Raw genomic sequence first — 17,792 nt, 5'->3', positions numbered from 1 at the left:
GGCGACATGACCGACACCCCGCCCGTCCCCGGCCGCACCGTCGTCGTCGGTGGCGGGCCGGGCGGCATGCTCCTCGCCTACCTGCTCGCCCGGGCCGGTCTGCCGGTCACGCTGCTGGAGCGTCACCAGGACTTCGACCGCGACTTCCGCGGCGACTCGCTGCACCCGTGGACGCTCGAGCAGCTCGACCGGCTCGGGCTCGCCGACCGGCTCCTGGAGCTGCCGCACGTGCGGGCGCGCTGGTTCCGCTTCCACACCCCGCGCGGCACGGTCACGACCTCGGACTACGGGCGGGTCGACTCGCGGTTCAACTACGTCGCGCTGATGCCGCAGGCCCGGTTCCTGGACTTCCTCGCCCGTGAGGCGGCCGAGCTCCCCGGCTTCGAGCTGCGCACGGGGGCCGCCGTCAACGGGCTGGTGACCGACGGCGCCGGAATCGTCACCGGCGTCCGCTACCGGGTCGGCACCGAGGAGCACGAGCTGGCGGCCGAGCTCGTCGTCGCCGCGGACGGGCGGTTCTCCAGGATCCGGCGGCTGGCCGCGATGACGGCGGAGTCGATGGGCGCCCAGACCGACCTGCTGTGGTTCACCCTCCCCCACCACGACGACGACCCGGACGACGCCGACGTCGACCTCTACTTCGGCGAGCACCACTACCTGGGCCTGATCAGCGGTCCGGGCCGCTGGCAGGTCGGCTACTCGCTGCCCAAGGGCGGGATCGCGGCGGTGCGCGAGGCCGGGGTGGAGCCGATCCGCCGGTTCGTCGCCGAGCAGGTGCCATGGCTGGCCGACCGGGTGCACCTGCTCACGGACATGAACGACACGACGCTGCTCTCGGTGGACATCTCCCGCGTCCCGCGCTGGCACGCGCCCGGGCTGCTGCTGATCGGTGATGCCGCGCACGTGATCTCCCCCGTCGGCGGCAACGGCATCCTGATGGCCTGCCAGGACGCGGTGGCCGCGGCGAACCGGCTGGTCCCGGCCCTGCGCGCGGGCACCCCCGGCGAGGACGTGCTGGCCGGGATCCAGACCGACCGGGAGCCGGCCATCCGCCGGGTCCAGGACGCGCAGGTCCGGGTGGAGCGCCAGGTCGCGAAGGCCCGCGAGCGCGGACGCCCGATCACCCCGCCGGCGTTCCTGCGCTGGCTCACCCGGATCCCGGCCGTGCGGGGCCGCTCGGCGCGGCGCAACGCCTACGGCCCGAACCCGCCGTCGCTCTCGCCCGCCCTGCTCGCGGCGGGGTCGAGGACCGGGGGTTAGCGTCGCAGGCGTGACGATCGACGAGCACGCCCGCCCGCTGGCCCACGTCGTGCGGGGGGACCTGGTCGAGTCGGTACATCTCGGACATCTCGTGCTCCTCGACGCCGGCGGCGCCGTCTCCGAGCGGCGCGGCGACCCGGACGCGGTGATGTTCCCGCGCTCGGCGCTCAAGCCGGTGCAGGCGGTCGCCATGCTGCGGGCCGGGCTGGACCTGCACGGCGAGCTGCTGGCGCTGGCCGCGGCGAGCCACAGCGGGGAGCCCGAGCACCTCGACGGGGTCCGCCGGATCCTGTCCGGCGCCGGGCTCGACGAGTCGGCGCTGGACAACACACCGGACGTCCCCCTGGGCGAGGCCGGGGCGGCGGCGTTCCGGGCCGCCGGGAAGGCGCCGTCGCCGATCGCGCAGAACTGCTCGGGCAAGCACGCCGCGATGCTGGCCACCTGCGTCGCCGCCAGGTGGCCGACCGAGGGCTACCGGGACCCGTCGCACCCGTTGCAGAAGCTGATCCGCTCGACGGTCGACGAGCTCACCGGGGACGGGGCGGAGCACGTCACGACCGACGGCTGCGGCGCACCGCTGTTCTCGTCCACCACGACCGGGCTGGCGCGGGCGTTCGCCCGGATCGCCGTCGCCGGCCCGGAGACGCCGGAGGGCCGGGTTGCCGCCGCCGTGCGGGCGCACCCGTGGTGGCTCGGCGGCACCGGACGTCCGGTGACCCGGTTCTGCGAGACCGTGCCCGGCCTCGTCGCGAAGGACGGCGCCGAGGGCGTGTTCGCCGGCGCCCTGCCGGACGGGCGGGCACTCGCGCTCAAGGTCCTCGACGGCTCGTCGCGCGCGATCCCGGCGATCGTCGCGTCCGCGGTGGAGCGGATCGGCGCCGGCTCGGACGCCGTCACGGAGCTGGGGCGGATCGACGTCCTCGGGCACGGGGTCCCGGTCGGGCGGATCACCGCCGAGGTCTGACCCGCCGCTACGGAGCGGCGGGCTCGGTGCCCTCGGCCTCCCGGACCATCCGCCGGGTGCGCTTGCGTGTCCACAGGGCGACGCCCAGCCCACCGAGGACGGCGACGACCAGACCGACCCAGGAGAACCGCTTGAGCCAGGTCTCGGCGACGATCCCCAGGTAGTAGACCCCCGCGGTGGTGCCGCCGGCCCAGCAGATCCCGCCGAGGACGTTGGCGACGAGGAACTTTGGGTACGGCATCTTCAACGCCCCGGCCAGCGGCCCGGCGAAGATCCGCAGCAACGCGATGAACCGGCCGAAGAACACCGCCCCCATGCCCCAGCGCCCGAACAGCCGCTCGGCCACCGCAACGTGCCCGGGACCGAAGTGCTTCGGGAACCGGCGGCCCAGCCAGCCGAACAGCGGCATGCCGTAACGGCGCCCGATCGCGTAGCCGATCGAGTCACCGATGATCGCGCCGGTCGTGGCGGCCACCCCGACCCAGAGCGGGTGGACGTCGATCTCCGGTCGCGAGGACAGCAGCGCGGCGCTGACCAGGACGATCTCGCCGGGCAGCGGGATGCCCAGGCTCTCCAGTCCGATCACCAGACCGGTCAGCAGGTAGACGACCAGCGGCGGGATCGTCTGCAGCAGGTGATCGACGCTCACACCGGTCCCTTTCCGATCCCGTCCCGTACCGCACCAGTGTGCCGTCGGCCCGGACGCGCCCGTGCCCGGGTCGCCGGACGGTCGTCGACGGACACGTGAGATGACGCTCATCCCCGTCCGGCCGTGCCGGAGGGCCACCGGCGTCATCTCACCGGCGGGGGCACGACGTCGGTGCGACCGCCGTCCCCACCGATCTCGGTACCGTGTCCGTTATGCACCTTCCGCTGCGCCAGGTCGTGGCCGTCGCCGGGCTCGTCGCGCTGCTGGCCGGGTGCGGAGGAGCACCCGCACCGAGTGCCGCGGCCCCGACCGGGCAGGCGCAGTCGGCGGCCCCGGCACCGGCCGAGCAGCTCACCGCGCAGCCGACGGCCGGAACCCCGCGGGCGATCGCGTCGGGTCTCGAGGTCCCGTGGGGCGTGTCGTTCCTCCCGGACGGGAACGCGCTGGTCACCGAACGCGAGACGGCCCGGATCCTGCGCGTCACGCCGTCCGGCGAGGTCACGCCGGTCGGCACCGTCGCCGGCGTGCAGGCCCGCGGCGAGGGCGGCCTGCTCGGCATCGCGGTGTCCCCGGGGTTCGCCACCGACCGGACCGTCGCCGCCTACTACACCTCCGGCTCCGACAACCGCGTCGTCGCGCTGACCGTCGCGCCCGACGGCACGGTCGACGGCGCCGCCCAGCGCGTCCTCGTCGACGGGATCAACTCCGGCTCGGTCCACAACGGCGGTGGCCTCGCGTTCGGCCCGGACGGGATGCTCTACATCGGCACCGGCGAGGCCGGGCAGCGCAGCCCGTCGCAGGACCGCGACGACCTCGGCGGCAAGATCCTGCGCGTCACCGCCGACGGTGCACCCGCGCCCGGGAACCCGTTCGGCACCCCGGTCCTGAGCCTCGGGCACCGCAACGTGCAGGGCATCGCGTTCGGCCCCGGCGGGCGGGTCTACGGCGCCGAGTTCGGCCAGAACACCGTCGACGAGCTCAACCTGATCACACCGGGCGCGAACTACGGCTGGCCCGACGTCGAGGGCGTCGACGACCGGGAGGGCTTCACCAACCCGCTGCTCACCTGGCCCACCGACGAGGCCTCCCCCAGCGGGATGGCCGCGGCCGGTGGAGCGCTCTGGATGAGCGCACTGCGCGGGGAGCGGCTCTGGCAGATCCCGCTGACCGCCGACGGCGCGGCCGGGGAACCGAGGGCCCTGCTCGACGGGCAGTTCGGCCGGATCCGCGCCGTCACCGCGACACCCGACGGCTCCGCACTGTGGGTCACCACCAGCAACCGGGACGGCCGCGGCTCCCCCGGCCCGGACGACGACCGGATCGTCGTCGTCCCCCTGAGCTGATCCCTGCGCTCAGGAGCCGGGGCCGGCGGCGCGGGTGAACCGGGCGGCCAGCACGTGCAGGTGCTCGACGAGCTCGGGCGGCTCCAGCACGTCGAAGTCGACGCCGAACGCGCCCAGCCACACGCCGAGGGTGTCCAGGCTGTTCGCACCGGTCACGAAGATGCAGGTGTGCTCGTCGATCGGCTCCAGGGTGCCCGTCGCGGGGGTCACCCACTCCGCCAGCTCCTCGACGGAGGTGTGCATCCGCACCCGTGCCCGGTAGCGGTAGGCGCCGGTGCTGATCCCGCGCTGGGCGAACTCCGCCGCCCCGCCCTCCGGCGGCTCCCGCGGCGGGAAGCGGGGTCCGGCCGGGAGCTTGAGCGTCATCCGGTCCACCCGGAACGTCCGCCAGTCGTCCCGGTCGGTGTCCCACGCGACCAGGTACCAGCGACGCCCGGTGTGCACCATCCCGACCGGCTCGACCACCCGGCGCGCGGAGTCGCCGCCGGAGGTCGTGTAGTCGAAGCGCAGGCGTTCGTGGTCGCGGCAGGCCGCGGCGACGGCGGAGAGGTCGTCGGCGTCGACGGTCGGGCCGCGGTTGGCCAGCGTCGCGGTCGCCGCGCCGAGTGCGGCGACCCGGCGGCGCAGCCGGTTGGGCAGCACCTGCTCCAGCTTGACCAGGGCGCGCATCGACGTCTCCTCGATGCCCGAGACCGTGCCGCCGGCCGCCGTCCGCAGCCCGACCGCGACGGCGACCGCCTCGTCGTCGTCGAGCAGCAGCGGCGGCAGCGACGCCCCCGCGCCGAGTTTGTAGCCGCCGGTCACGCCCGGTGTGGAGTGCACGGGGTAGCCGAGGCTGCGCAGCTTGTCGACGTCGCGGCGCACCGTCCGGACGTCGACGTCCAGGCGTTCGGCGAGCAGCGTGCCGGTCCACTCCCGGGGCACCTGCAGCAGTCCGAGCAGCCGCAGCAACCGGGCCGATGTCTCCTTCACACCGGTCATCATGGCGCGGATCGCGGACAGTTCCGGTCCTCGACCCGATCGGGGGCGGACAGCGCCGGTGGCGAGGAGTAGACCGGAGCGGACGTGATCGGTTCCCGGGTACCGATCGGCGCCACCCACGGCCCCGATCGGTACCCGTTCCCCGACCACCCCACAGCACGGAGGAGACGTATGACCGACTCGGCCGCACCCGTCGTCCGCACCACCGCGGGTCGGGTCCGCGGGATCCGCATCGACGGCCCGCCCGGCTCCGAGCCCGTGGTGCGCTTCCGGTCCGTCCCCTACGCCGCGCCACCCGAGGGTCCGCTGCGCTTCGCCGCGCCCGCCCCCGCACCGGCCTGGGACGGCGTCCGCGAGGCCGGCGGCGAACCCGGCCCGAACGCCCCGCAGCCGGTCCGGGCGATCGCCGGCGGGCTGGACATGACCCCGGTGATCGGCACCGGCTGGCGTCCGGGGTCGGACTACCTCACCGCCGACGTCTGGACCCCCGACCCGGCCGCGGGCGGGCTGCCGGTGATGGTGTTCGTCCACGGCGGCGCGTTCGTCGCCGGCGAGGCGGCCGCCCCGGTCTACGACGGCGAGGCGTTCGCCCGCTCCGGCGTCGTGCTGGTCTCGGTGAACTACCGCCTCGGCGCGGAGGGCTTCCTGCCGCTGCCCGGCGGGGAGACCAACGTCGGCCTGCGTGACCAGCTGGCGGCGCTGGCGTGGGTGCGCGACAACGCGGCCGCGTTCGGCGGCGACCCGGAGCAAGTCACGGTGTTCGGCGAGTCCGCGGGCGCGATGAGCGTCGGGGTACTGCTCGGCTCACCGCTCTCGGCGGGTCTGTTCCGCCGGGCGATCCTGCAGTCCGGCGGCGCGGAGATGGCCCGCGGTGGCCCCGACCGGACGACGTCGTTCCGCGACCTGCTGTGCGGCGAGCTGGGCATGACGGCCGACGCCGACGCGCTGCGGGCCCGTCCGGTCGCCGACCTGGTCGCGGCCCAGGGCACCGTGGACGTACCGGGCGGTCGTGGTGACCTGCGCGAACCCGACGGCAGCGACCCCGGGTTCGGGATCGGCGTGTTCATGCCGGTGCTCGGCGACGACGTCCTCCCCCGTTCGCCCCTGGACGCGCTGCGCGACGGCGCGTCGGCCGGCATCGACGTCCTCGCCGGGTCGAACTCCGAGGAGATGAACCTCTACTTCGCACCGACCGGGCTGCTCGAGGTGCTGACCGAGGAGCAGGCGCGCGCCGCGCTCGGGACGGTCCGCCCGGACGCCGAGGCCCTGATGGACGGCGCCGGTGACGGCACACCCGGGCAGCGCTACGCCCGGGTGCTCACCGAGCTGGTGTTCGCCGGTCCGACCCGGCGCGTGCTGGCGGCGCACACCGGCCGGTCGTTCGGCTACGAGTTCGCGTGGCGCTCGCCCGCGTGCGACGGCCGTCTCGGCGCCTGTCACGCCCTGGAGCTGCCGTTCGTGTTCGGCACCCTGGACCGCGCCGCCGCCCCCGACGGGCTGCCCGGTGAGAAGCCGCCCGCCGAGCTGTCGGAGCGGATGCACCGCGCCTGGGTCCGCTTCGCCACCACCGGCGACCCCGGCTGGCCGGCCCGCGACGACGCCGACCCGCGCATCCAGCGGTTCGACGCCGATGCCGACACCGTCGTCGCCGAACCCGCCCCGCCCGTGGGCTGATCGGTGCCGGGCCGGGCGGCGGCGCTACGGTCGGGGGCGTGGACACGACCCCCGGTGAGAGCGGACCCAACGGCGCGCCCCGGCCGGGCCCGGAACGGGTGGGCCGCTACGTGCGGATGACCGCCCAGCCCGGGCGCGGCGGCGAGCTGGCGCAGGCCCTGCTGAAGGTCGCCGACGGCATGGCCGACGCGCCGGGCTGCCAGGCCTACATCGTCAACGCGGCCCCGGACGAGCCGGACGCCGTCTGGGTCACCGAGGTCTGGGCCGACGCCGCGTCGTCGGACGAGGCGCTCAACCGCGACCTCGGCGAGGCCGGTCTCGGCGCGGTGCTCGAGCTGCTGGCCGCGGCACCGGAGTACATCGAGGTCAGCCCGCTCGGCGGCCCCGGCCTCAGCCCGAGCTGAGAAGCCGGGCTCAGCCCTGCGAGACCGAGCCCACCACCACGACCCGCTGCAGCTGCCCGACGAGCAGCTCGGCGCGGTCGGTCCGGACCGAGAGCCGCACGACCCCGGCGTCGAGGTCCGCGTCGACGGCGCGGACGTCCCAGCGCCGCCCCCGCAGCATCGTCACGACCTTGGCCAGCGCGTCCAGCGTGGTGCCGGGCTCGCCGATCTCGACGACGAGCTGCGCGCAGTCCTCGACGGCGGGGGTCGCGGTGGTGGGACGGGTGAGGGTGGAGCTGGTCACGAGGACCTCCGGGGTGGAGCGGGTGTCGGCCACCGGGCCAGGTCCCGCATCGGCGCCGTCCCGCGACGGGCGGGAGCGCGCGGCGAACCGCTGCGCGTCGGCGTCCTGGCTCAGCCGACGCGCCGGGTAATCGCCCGCCTGCGCGTACTCACGTGACCACCATAACAAGACGTGCCGTCGATCACCTGGTACGTCTCCGGAAGATCGCTCAGCGCGTGCGTCCGCTCGCCGGCGCGAAGACGCCCTCGGCCGGGAATGCGCCGTTGGTCAGTGCGGTCCGGACCAGCCCCGATCCCAGCTCACCGAGGCGGGCCGTGCCCTCGGCACCCAGTGCCGTCCACGGTGCGGCGCCGAGACGGTGCGTGTCGTCCTCGATCCGGTCGCGCAGCTTCTCGCCCGCGGCGGTCAGCTCCAGGTCGGCGTCCGGGTCGAGCAGCCCGCGCTCGCGCAGACCGGCGACGCCGGCGTCCCACTGCTCGCGCGACCACCCGCGGCTGGCGCGGGCGAAGCCGGGCAGGAACCCGGTACCGGTGGCGGTCGCGGTGAGCAGCGCCTCCAGCCCGGACAGCTCCGCCTCGACGAGCAGTGCGATGTGCCCGTCGCCGCGGTGCTCGCGCAGGATCGACAGGGCGTGCCAGAGCACCAGGTGCGGCGCGTCCGGCCACGCGAGGTCGATGTGCCCACCGGCCAGCGGGCGGCCGTCGGGGTTCGCCGCCTCGGCCGCGCTGCGGGCGAGCCCGGCCGCCTCGGCGACCTCCGGGGAGGCGACGCCGTCGTCGCCGAGCAGGCGGCGCAGCGCCGCGTCGACGATCTCGAAGCGGGCCGCGACGAGCGTCGCCGGGTCGGCGAGGGTCCAGGCCCGCGGGATCGACGCGCCGACCAGCTCGGCGGAGAAGTTGTAGAACGTCGCCGTGACGACCGACGCCGACACCGCGCCCATCGGAGCGGCGCGCCCGGCGAAGTAGCTCATCCGCCCGGGCTCGAGACCGGCCTCGACGTAGCGCGGCTCGGCCTCCGGCGCGAAATAGACCATCGCGTGCAGGGGCTCGAGGCGTCGGGCGATCTTCCCGGATTCGCGTGCGTCCACGCCCGGACGTTATCGCGGGGCCGCCGGGACCCGGACGGCACAGGCGTCGGCACCCGTGGCGAGCACACCTCCCAAACGGTCGTCCGATTCACTCGTCCACCGTAGTGACGCCGGTGTGTCCGCCGTCATACGGTCGGCTCGCTGTCCCCTCCGACGAGGGGACCCTGCAACGTCGCAGTGCGCGGCCCCCACCGGCCGCGGGGAGGAGAACGACGATGACCGAGGCCGACGAAGACCGGCAGCTCGACGCCCTGATCGTCGGCGCCGGCCTGTCCGGGCTCTACCAGCTCAAGACGCTGCGCGATCTCGGCCTGAACGTCCGCGTCGTCGAGGCCGCGAAGGGCGTCGGCGGCACCTGGTACTGGAACCGCTACCCGGGCGCCCGCTGCGACGTCGAGAGCCTGTCGTACTCCTACTCCTTCTCCCCCGAGCTCGAGCAGGAGTGGACCTGGACCGAGAAGTACCCCACCCAGCCCGAGATCCTGCGCTACGTCGAGCACGTCGCCGACCGCTTCGACCTGCTGCGTGACATCTCCTTCGAGACCCGGGTGACCAGCGCCGTCTACGACGAGAGGTCCAAGCGCTGGACGGTGACCACCGGCGGCGGGGACGTGATCGACACCCAGTTCCTGATCATGGCGACGGGCTGCCTGTCGGTGTCCAAGGCACCGGAGGTCCCCGGGGCCGAGCGCTTCCAGGGCCCGACCTACCACACGGGGCACTGGCCGCACGAGGGCGTGGACTTCACCGGGATGCGCCTGGGCGTGATCGGCACCGGCTCGTCGGGGATCCAGTCGATCCCGATCCTGGCCGAGCAGGCCCGTGAGATGACGGTCTTCCAGCGCACCCCGAACTTCTCCATGCCGGCCGGCAACCGGCCGCTCGCGGCCCAGGAGGTCGCGGACATGAAGGAGAACTACCGGGAGTGGCGCGCGGCGCAGCGGGCGTCCGGCTTCGGTGTGCCGGTTCCGGCTCCCACCGAGTCCGCGATGGACGTCTCCGAGCACGACCGGACCGCGAAGTATCAGGCGGGCTGGGACCAGGGGAACCTCGTCGGCGTGCTGACGGCCTACACCGACACGCTGACCAGCAAGGAGGCCAACGACACCGCGGCCGGGTTCGTCCGGGACAAGATCCGGTCGAAGGTGCACGACCCCGAGGTCGCCGAGACGCTGTGCCCGACGAGCTTCCCGTACGGCACGAAGCGCCCCTGCCTGGACACCGGCTACTACGAGACGTTCAACTCCGACCACGTGCATCTGGTCGACCTGCGCAAGACGCCGCTGCAGGAGATCACCGAGTCCGGCATCCGGACCTCGGAGGCGGAGTACGAGGTGGACGCGATCGTGTTCGCCACCGGCTTCGACGCGATGACCGGCGCGCTCACCGCGGTCGACATCCGTGGCAGGGGCGGGGTGGCGCTGAAGGAGAAGTGGGGCGAGGGACCGCGCTCCTACCTGGGGCTGGCCGTGGCCGGGTTCCCGAACCTGTTCACGATCACCGGGCCGTCGAGCCCGTCGGTGCTCTCGAACATGATCGTTTCGATCGAGCAGCACGTCGAGTGGGTCACCGACGCCATCGCCTACCTGCGCGAGCACGGCCACACCGAGATCGACGCGACGACCGAGGCCGAGGACGGCTGGGTCGCCCACGTCGAGGAGGTCGGCAACCACACGCTCTACCCGACCGCGGACTCCTGGTACATGGGCTCCAACGTGCCGGGCAAGCCGCGCGTGTTCATGGCCTACATCGGCGGCGTCGGACCGTACGCGGACCGCATCACCGAGATCGCGGACAACGGCTACGAGGGCTTCACCCTGAGCTCCTGAGGCCGCCACGATCCCACCGCCGGTCGGGTACAGCGCCGTACCCGACCGGCGGTGCACCACATCGATGCACGGATGTGCATCTCCGTCGCGCGCGATGACCGGGCCGCTGCGACGATCGGCCACGATGACTATTCAGACGACCGGCTACGCCCACGTCCGCATCACCGTCCGCGACATCGCCCGTTCCCGGGAGTTCTACGACTCCGTCTTCGGGTTCCCGGTCGCGGTCGAGCTGCCCGCCGATGCCGACGAGGCCACGCGCGAGCAGATGTGGTTCCTGTTCGGCGGCGTGATCTACCAGATCCCGGGCGGGGCGTTGTTCGGCCTACGCCCGATGGCGCCCGAGTCCGACACCTTCGACGAGAACCGCGTCGGGCTCGACCACCTCAGCTTCTCCGTGGGCACCGTGGCCGACCTCGAGGCCGCCTCCGCCCACCTCGACTCGTTGTCGATCAAGCACGAAGGCGTGAAGGACATCGGCATGGGCCACCTGCTGGAGTTCCGCGACCCCGACGGCATCGCCCTGGAGCTCTTCGCCCCGGCCCAGTAGCCACCTGCTCTCCAACGAGCGGCACGTTCGTCGCAACCTTTTCGACGAGCGTGCCGTTCGCCGGTTTTCTGGGGGTCAGATGGAGAGGGCGGCGTCGGCGCCGGTGTTGATCGCGCGGACGAAGTCGCCCGGTGCGTCGGCGTCGCCGAGGATCCGGACCTCGATCCCGGCTTCGACGAGCGGTCCGGAGAACGTCTTCCCGGACGGACGCCACCCGATCGCCAGCGCGACGACGTCGGCGGGCAGCTCCTGCTCCCCGCCCTCGGCGTCGGTGAAGCGCACCAGCCCCGGCTCGATCCCGACCACCGTGGCGTTCGTGAGCACCTGCACACCGTCGTGGCGCAGCGAGCGCACCATCTGCCGGCGGGTGATCGCCTCGATGCCACGTCCGATGCTGCGCGCCATCTCCACGATCGCCACCTCGGCGCCCCGCTCGCGCAGCAGCTCCGCGGTCTCGCAGCCGGTGGCGCTGCCGCCGACCACGACGACGCGGGCCCCGGTCGGCACGTCCACGTCGCCGCGCAGCAGCCGCTGCGCGTCGTGCACGTGCGCGCCGTCGATGCCGGGGATCGGCGGCACCAGCGGGTCGGCCCCGGTCGCGACCACCACGACGTCCGGCTTCTCCGACGCGACCGTAGAGGCGTCCACCTCGGCGCCGGTGTGGATCTCGACGCCGAGCGTGCGCAGCCGCGCCGCCTGGAACGCCCTGTAGCGCAGCACCTCGTGCTTGCTGGGTGCGAGTCCGGCGACCTCGAGCTTGCCGCCGAGCTCGTCGTCGCGCTCCCAGATCGAGACCGTGTGTCCGCGCAGCCGTGCGATCCGGGCCGCCTCCATCCCGGACGGCCCGCTGCCCACGACCATCACCCGCCGCGGCGTCACTACCGGGTTCAGCGACCACTCCCGCTCGCGCCCGGCCTCCGGGTTCACCGCGCAGCGGGCCCGCTCGCCGCGCCCGACGAGGTCGACGCAGGCGTTGCAGGCGATGCAGGGACGTCGCTCGTCGAGACGTCCGGCGTGCACGAGGTCCGGCCAGTCCGGCTCGGCGATCAGCCCGCGTCCGATCAGGACCATGTCGGCCTCGCCGGAGGCGATCACCTCGGCGGCCATGTCCGGGTCGTCGAGGCGCCCGACGGCCATCACCGGCACGTCGACGGCGCTGCGCACGGCGGCCGCGAACCGCCGCATGTGCCCGCGCGGGGTCGACATCGGAGCGAGGGTGACCTGCAGCGACAGCCACGTCCCGGCCGTCACGCTGATGGCCGACGCGCCCGCGTCGACGATCGCCCGCGCCGCCGCGACGGACTCGTCCAGGCCCAGCCCGTCGCGTTCGGCGTCCTCGCCGTTGATCCGCCACACCAGCGGCATCCCCGGCCCGACGGCGCCGGTGATCGCGCCCGCCACCTCGGCGGAGAACCGCACCCGGCCGGCGAGGTCGCCGCCGTAGCCGTCGGTGCGGTGGTTGTGCTGCGGGGACAGGAAGTTCGACGGCAGGTAGCCGTGCGCGCCGTGCACCTCGACGAAGGAGAACCCGGCGTCGCGGGCGCGGCGGGCGGCGTCGGCGTAGTCGGCGACGATCGTCGCGATCTCGTCGGCGGTCAGCTCGTGCGGGACGGGCGCGTGCGAGTTCAGCGGCACCGGCGACGGCGCGACCGACGGCCCCTCGACGACCTGACGGCCCGGGTGCATGAGCTGGACGCCGACCGTCACGTCGTAGGGGGCGAGCGCGTCGACGAGCTTGCGCAGGCCGGGTAGGTAGTCGTCCGAGCAGATCTTCGGTTCGGGCCCGACGGTGTCGGCGGAGACCAGGCAGCCCTCGACGGTGATCGCGCCGACGCCGCCCTGGGAGCGCCGGACGTAGTAGGCGATCGTGTCGTCGGTGATGTGCCCGGACTCGTCGAGGCAGGTGCCCATCGGGGCCATCACCAGGCGGTTGCGCAGCGTCAGCGGGCCCAGCGCGACGGGGGTGAACAGGACGTCGTGCGCCCCGCCCGCCACCGGCTCGGCGCGGTGCGGCGCGACCGCGTTCACTCCTCCTCCAGCACCGACAGCGCCCGGACCGGGCAGGACTCGACGCCGATCTTCGCGACGTCCTCCTCGCCCTCGGGCACCGTCGCGTCCGGGCCGAGCGCGCTGTAGCCGTCGTCGTCGAGCGGGAAGAGGTCCATGTCGACGACGGAGCACTGCCCGTGCGCCTCGCAGACCTCGGAGTTCACCCCGATACGCATCAGTGCGTCACCACCAGCGTCTCCATCGACCGCGACGCCAGCGCGTCCTTCCACACCGGCTCGTGGGCCAGCGCGAGACCGGGCAGGCGCTCGACGATCCGGCCCACCGCGATCCGCGTCTCCATCCGCGCCAGCTGCGCACCGATGCACGCGTGGATCCCCTTGCCGAACGCGACATGCGGGTTCGGGCTGCGTGTCAGGTCGAGGGTGTCCGGGTCGGTGAACTTCTCCGGGTCCCGGTTGGCCGAGGCCAGCACCAGGTGCACCCGCTCCCCGGGCGAGATCGTCCGGCCGGCGAGCTCGGTCTCCGCGACCACCCACCGGTTGATCACCTTGATCGGGCCGTCGTAGCGCAGGAGCTCCTCGACGGCGGGGTTGAGCAGCGACGGGTCGGCCCGCAGCGCGGCGAGCGCGTCCGGGTTGCGCAGCAGCGCCAGCGTCGCGTTGGCGATCGAGTTCGTCGTCGTCTCGTGCCCGGCGAACAGCAGCAGCGCGCACATCGCGACGAGCTCGTCGTCACTGAGCTTGTCGTCGCTCTCGTCCGTCGACATCATCGCGCTCAGCATGTCCTCGCCGGGCTCCGCGCGACGCTGCGCGACGAGCCCGCGGAAATAGGCGTCCATCTCGTTGAGGCCGCGCAGGGCGCGCTCGTGACGCTCGGCGCGCGCGGCACCACCGGTGCCGAACGCGACCAGGGCCAGCTCGTCGGACCACTCGCGGAACAGGTCCCGGTCCGACGGCGGCGCGCCCAGCATCGTCGCGATCACCGTGGCGGGCAGCGGGTAGGCGACCTCGCTGATCAGATCCTGCTCGCCGGCGCCGGCGAGGAACCCGTCGAGCAGCTCGTCGACCAGGGCGGTGATCTGCGCGTCCATCACCGCGATCCGCTGGCCCTTGAACGCGCCGGCGGCGAGCTTGCGCAGGCGGGTGTGCACCGGCGGGTCGGACACGACCATCCAGCCCGACATCAACGCCAGCACCCGCTCGGACGCGGTCGCGGGACGGTCGGCGGCCTCGCCCGACTCCGCGCGCCGGGCCTGCTGCTTGGCCAGCACCGGACGCACCCGGTCGTTGGAGAACGCCTTGTTCGCGAACGCCGCGGAGACGTCGGCGTAGCGGGTGACCAGCCACGCGCGGTGGGTCTCGCTCCAGTGCACCGGGTCGTCGCGTCGCAGCGCGTCGAACACGGCGTACGGGTCGGCACTCGCCTGCGCGGTCAGCAGGTCGTCGGCGATCGCACCGGTCACAGGAGCCTCCCTCTTCGGTCGCGGGCGGGGACGGTCATCGGCTGCGGGCGGGGGCCGGCGACAGCGCGCGGGCCATGCCCAGACGGTCGCGCACAAGGTGCCCGGACGCGACCTGACCGTCGCGGACGTGCACGAGCCCGACCAGGTGGCACGTCGCGGGGGTGCCGGCGGGCGCGTCGGTGACGTCGTCCAGCCCCCCGGCGTAGCGGCCGTGGCAGGTCAGGCGGAACGCGACCGCGTCCCCGGCGGAGAACAGGTCGTCGATGACCGACGCCGCGTCGGCCAGCACCGCGTGCTCGCTGCCCGGGCCGCCGTCGTCCCAGGTCAGATCGGTGTTCACGGTCGAGGAGCGCGCTGCCGCCGGTCCTCCGGCGGCCACCCCGCGGGCGATCCAGGACCGCACCACGGCCTCGGCCGCCGGGTCCGCCGGACGGGCCGGGGTGTCCCACGGCGCGACGGCCGGGCCTCCGACCGCCGCCGGGGTCCCGGAGGCGAGCTGACGGCGCCGGGACAGGTAGTCCTGCTCGACGGAGTTGTCCTGCAGCCGGGTGCCGTTCCAGCGGTAGAGCCCGAGTCCGGTCCAGGCCGCGGCGGCCCCCTCGTGCCGCCGCGACGCGCCGTGCTCGGAGAACCGCAGCGCAAGGCGCTCGCCGTTGGTCACGACCTCGTGCACGGTCAGCCCGAGCCCGGGGAACTGCATGAACTGCTTGCGCGACGCCGGGATGTAGGCCTCGTCGCGCCCGGACACCTCGTGCGGGCCCATCCGGAGCGTGTAGTCCGGCTCCATGATCTCGGCGCAGACGCTCGTGTCCTGCCGGTTGGTGTAGTCGACGACGTAGCGGCGCATCAGCGCCACGAACGGATCCGGCCCCTGCCCGGTCACGGCCGTCACCGCCCCTCGAACCGCGGTGGGCGCTTGCCGACGAACGCGGCGATCCCCTCGGCGGCGTCGTGGGTGGAGTGCAGGACGGTCAGCGCGGCCGTGGAGTGGTCGAACTCGCCGCGCTCGACACGTGCGTTCACCAGGTTCTTGCCCGTCGCGACGGCCAGCGGCGCGGCGGCGGCCATCCGTTCGGCCAGCTTGCGGGCCTCGGCCATCAGCTCCGCGGCCGGGACGACCTTCTGCGCCAGCCCGATCCGGACGGCGGTCTCGGCGTCGACCTTCTCCCCGGCGAACATCATCAGCTTCGTCCAGTGCCGCCCGATCACCGAGGGCGCGCGCAGCACCCCGAACCCGGGCACCAGCCCGACCGCCGTCTCCGGCATCCCGAACCGCGCGGTGTCCGACGCCAGCACGACGTCGCAGGCCAGGGCCAGCTCGCAGCCCCCACCCATCGCGTAGCCGTTCACGGCGGCGATCACCGGCAGCGGGGACTCCTCGACCGCGGCGAATGTGCGCATGCAGTCCTGCTGGAACGCCCGCTTCGCGGTCGCGTCGCCCAGCTCGGCGAAGCTCGCGATGTCGCCCCCGGCGGAGAACGCCTTCTCCCCGGCGCCGGTGACCACCACTGCCCGCACCCGCTCGTCGGCCTCGCAGGTACTCAGGGCGTCGCGCAGCTCGGGCCAGAACGTCCGGCCCATGGCGTTGAGCTTCTCGGGTGCGTCGATCACGAAGAGCGCGACCGCACCGTCCACCTCGACCCGCAGGTTCGTCATGCCCGACCTCCCAGACCCGATCCACCCAGACCCGATCCACCCAGGGCTATCTCGATGCTGGTCGCCACGACGTGACGGGTGGACGCGGGCTCGATGACGTCGTCGAGCGAGAGGTGCGCCGCGGCCTCCCACGGCTCCGCCTCGCTGATCCACTCCGCAGTGAGCTCCTCGACCAGCGCCGCGTGCGCCTCCGGGCCCTGCTCCGCGAGCACGGTCTCCAGACGACGGCGGTAGATCGTGCGGATGCCCGTCTCCGGGGCCATGAACCCCAGCTCGGCGGTCGGCCAGGCGTAGAGGAAGTCCGGCTGCGTCGGGCGCCCGCCCATCGCGAAGTGCCCGCCGCCGTACGCCTTGCGCAGCACCACGCCGACCTTCGGCACGCTCGCCTCGGAGATCCGCGAGACGAGCGCCTCGTAGCCGTGCAGGATGCCCGCCTTCTCGGCCTGGGTGCCGATCATCAGGCCGGGCACGTCGTGCAGGAACACCAGCGGCAACCCGAACGTGTCGCAGAGGTCGACGAACGCACGCTCCTTCGCCAGCGCGGCGGGGTCCAGAGCGCCGGCGCGGACGATCGGCTGGTTGCCGACGAGACCGACCGGACGGCCCTCGATCCGGGCCAGCGCGGTGAGCAGGCTCGACCCCCAGCCGTCGGCCCAGGGCAGGACACTCGCCTCGTCGGCCAGGCAGGCGAAGACGTCGCGCATGTCGTAGCCGGCGCGCGAGCCGGTCGGCACGAGCGTCTCCAGCTCGGACGGGTCGCGGCCGGGCGGCCGGGCCGGCGCGATCGGTGCGGGCAGGCTCGAGTTCTGCGGGAGGTAGGACAGGAACGCCGCGATCGCGTCCATCGCGTCCGCCTCGGTCTCGACGACCAGGTGCGCGTTGCCGGCCTCGGTCGCCGCGGCGGGACCGCCCAGCTCGTCGTCGGTGACCTTCTCCCCGATCGCCGGCTCCACCACCGACGGCCCGGACAGCGCCAGCGACGCCGACCGGATCATCACCACGTAGTGCGCGGTCGAGGCGTGCAGGGCCGAGTCGCCGTAGCTGGGTCCGAGCACCGCGGCCGCACGCGGCACGACCGGCGCGCCGGGGGCCGGCTTGAGGAACGAGGTGAAGTCGAGCGGCAGGCCGGAGAACCGCCAGCCGGAGACGTCGGGCATCCGGCCGCCGTCGGCGTCGCAGAGCAGTACCAGCGGGAAACCGTGGCGCTGCGCGTGCTCGATCAGACGGCCCTGCTTGCGCATGCTGATCGGCGCCGTCGTGCCCGCGACGACACTCGCGTCGATCCCGATCACGCCGATCCGGCGGCCGTCGAGCAGCCCGAATCCGGTGACGACGGCGTCGCCCGGGATGTGCTTGGCGGTGCGGCGCTCGGGCAGTGCCAGTGCCCCGATCTCGAACCACGAGTCCGGGTCGACGAGCATGTCGACGCGCTCGCGGACCGGCAGGCGCCCGGACTCGCGATGCTTGCGCAGACCCTCGGGCCCACCCATCTCCAGTGCGCGGGCGCGCCGCTCGCGCAGAACCGCCAGCCGCCCGTCCATGCTGGTGTCACTCGCCGTCACGCGCCCTCCTCCGGTGAGCCGGTCGCTCGTCCCGCCGGTGACGCTAGACTATCAGACGGTCGGTTGGTAGACAGACCT

17 protein-coding genes are annotated in these 17,792 nt (G+C 73.8%); 7 read left to right on the top strand and 10 right to left on the bottom strand.

Annotation, left to right across the window (positions count from 1 at the left end; translation table 11 throughout):
• Positions 1–6: 6 nt before the first annotated feature.
• Complete coding sequence (locus EV383_RS06785) at positions 7–1,260, top strand: FAD-dependent oxidoreductase (protein WP_130289110.1); 1,254 nt, start codon at positions 7–9, stop codon at positions 1,258–1,260.
• Between the two features lie 10 nt (positions 1,261–1,270).
• The gene (locus tag EV383_RS06780; RefSeq protein ID WP_242622942.1) at positions 1,271–2,224 is read left to right on the top strand and encodes an asparaginase; all 954 of its coding nucleotides are present in this window, start codon (positions 1,271–1,273) and stop codon (positions 2,222–2,224) included.
• Positions 2,225–2,231: 7 nt separating this feature from the next.
• Here the strand turns inward: EV383_RS06780 and EV383_RS06775 are convergent, their stop codons facing one another.
• On the bottom strand, positions 2,232–2,873 hold the full coding sequence (locus EV383_RS06775) for a DedA family protein (protein ID WP_130289109.1): 642 nt from the start codon (positions 2,871–2,873) through the stop codon (positions 2,232–2,234).
• A 212-nt stretch (positions 2,874–3,085) separates the two neighbouring features.
• Here EV383_RS06775 and EV383_RS06770 point away from each other — a divergent pair, with 212 nt between their 5' ends.
• Complete coding sequence (locus EV383_RS06770) at positions 3,086–4,216, top strand: PQQ-dependent sugar dehydrogenase (protein ID WP_130289108.1); 1,131 nt, start codon at positions 3,086–3,088, stop codon at positions 4,214–4,216.
• 9 nt (positions 4,217–4,225) lie between these two features.
• On the opposite strand, the gene EV383_RS06765 is transcribed toward EV383_RS06770, so the two are convergent.
• Complete coding sequence (locus tag EV383_RS06765; RefSeq protein ID WP_165438260.1) at positions 4,226–5,188, bottom strand: helix-turn-helix transcriptional regulator; 963 nt, start codon at positions 5,186–5,188, stop codon at positions 4,226–4,228.
• A 180-nt stretch (positions 5,189–5,368) separates the two neighbouring features.
• On the opposite strand from EV383_RS06765, the gene EV383_RS06760 reads away from it, so the two are divergent.
• Both EV383_RS06760 and EV383_RS06755 read left to right on the top strand, forming a co-directional pair.
• A complete protein-coding gene (locus EV383_RS06760) occupies positions 5,369–6,871 on the top strand; it encodes a carboxylesterase/lipase family protein (RefSeq protein WP_130289106.1) in 1,503 nt (500 codons plus the stop codon).
• A 38-nt stretch (positions 6,872–6,909) separates the two neighbouring features.
• On the top strand, positions 6,910–7,275 hold the full coding sequence (locus EV383_RS06755; RefSeq protein WP_242622941.1) for a putative quinol monooxygenase: 366 nt from the start codon (positions 6,910–6,912) through the stop codon (positions 7,273–7,275).
• Between the two features lie 10 nt (positions 7,276–7,285).
• On the opposite strand, the gene EV383_RS06750 is transcribed toward EV383_RS06755, so the two are convergent.
• Both EV383_RS06750 and EV383_RS06745 read right to left on the bottom strand, forming a co-directional pair.
• The gene (locus tag EV383_RS06750) at positions 7,286–7,591 is read right to left on the bottom strand and encodes a hypothetical protein (protein ID WP_130289105.1); all 306 of its coding nucleotides are present in this window, start codon (positions 7,589–7,591) and stop codon (positions 7,286–7,288) included.
• Positions 7,592–7,766: 175 nt separating this feature from the next.
• Positions 7,767–8,645 (bottom strand): SCO6745 family protein, encoded by an 879-nt coding sequence (locus EV383_RS06745; protein ID WP_423213634.1) that lies wholly within the window; start codon positions 8,643–8,645, stop codon positions 7,767–7,769.
• A 215-nt stretch (positions 8,646–8,860) separates the two neighbouring features.
• Between EV383_RS06745 and EV383_RS06740 the strand changes: the two genes are divergently transcribed.
• Both EV383_RS06740 and EV383_RS06735 read left to right on the top strand, forming a co-directional pair.
• Positions 8,861–10,474 (top strand): flavin-containing monooxygenase, encoded by a 1,614-nt coding sequence (locus EV383_RS06740; RefSeq protein ID WP_130289104.1) that lies wholly within the window; start codon positions 8,861–8,863, stop codon positions 10,472–10,474.
• Between the two features lie 124 nt (positions 10,475–10,598).
• A complete protein-coding gene (locus tag EV383_RS06735; protein WP_130289103.1) occupies positions 10,599–11,024 on the top strand; it encodes a VOC family protein in 426 nt (141 codons plus the stop codon).
• Between the two features lie 75 nt (positions 11,025–11,099).
• Here EV383_RS06735 and EV383_RS06730 read toward each other — a convergent pair whose 3' ends face one another.
• From EV383_RS06730 to EV383_RS06710, 6 genes are read right to left on the bottom strand one after another with little or no spacing between them, the layout of a single operon-like run.
• Positions 11,100–13,052 (bottom strand): NAD(P)/FAD-dependent oxidoreductase, encoded by a 1,953-nt coding sequence (locus EV383_RS06730; protein ID WP_165438259.1) that lies wholly within the window; start codon positions 13,050–13,052, stop codon positions 11,100–11,102.
• A complete protein-coding gene (locus EV383_RS31050) occupies positions 13,049–13,249 on the bottom strand; it encodes a ferredoxin (protein WP_165438258.1) in 201 nt (66 codons plus the stop codon). Before EV383_RS31050 ends, EV383_RS06730 begins: the two co-directional genes overlap by 4 nt.
• On the bottom strand, positions 13,249–14,496 hold the full coding sequence (locus tag EV383_RS06725; protein ID WP_130289101.1) for a cytochrome P450: 1,248 nt from the start codon (positions 14,494–14,496) through the stop codon (positions 13,249–13,251). The genes EV383_RS31050 and EV383_RS06725 overlap by 1 nt, the downstream gene beginning before the upstream one ends.
• A gap of 34 nt (positions 14,497–14,530) precedes the next feature.
• The gene (locus tag EV383_RS06720; protein ID WP_130289100.1) at positions 14,531–15,379 is read right to left on the bottom strand and encodes an ester cyclase; all 849 of its coding nucleotides are present in this window, start codon (positions 15,377–15,379) and stop codon (positions 14,531–14,533) included.
• Positions 15,380–15,384: 5 nt separating this feature from the next.
• A complete protein-coding gene (locus tag EV383_RS06715; protein WP_130289099.1) occupies positions 15,385–16,152 on the bottom strand; it encodes an enoyl-CoA hydratase/isomerase family protein in 768 nt (255 codons plus the stop codon).
• Positions 16,149–17,714 carry an acyl-CoA carboxylase subunit beta gene (locus tag EV383_RS06710; protein WP_130289098.1) on the bottom strand — a complete coding sequence of 522 codons (1,566 nt, stop codon included), beginning with the start codon at positions 17,712–17,714 and terminating at the stop codon, positions 16,149–16,151. The genes EV383_RS06715 and EV383_RS06710 overlap by 4 nt, the downstream gene beginning before the upstream one ends.
• Positions 17,715–17,792: the final 78 nt, after the last annotated feature.

The organism is Pseudonocardia sediminis, from assembly GCF_004217185.1.
Lineage (GTDB): Bacteria > Actinomycetota > Actinomycetes > Mycobacteriales > Pseudonocardiaceae > Pseudonocardia > Pseudonocardia sediminis.
Note: the sequence above shows the minus strand (reverse complement) of the source record. Positions and strands in the feature narration are given on the sequence as shown.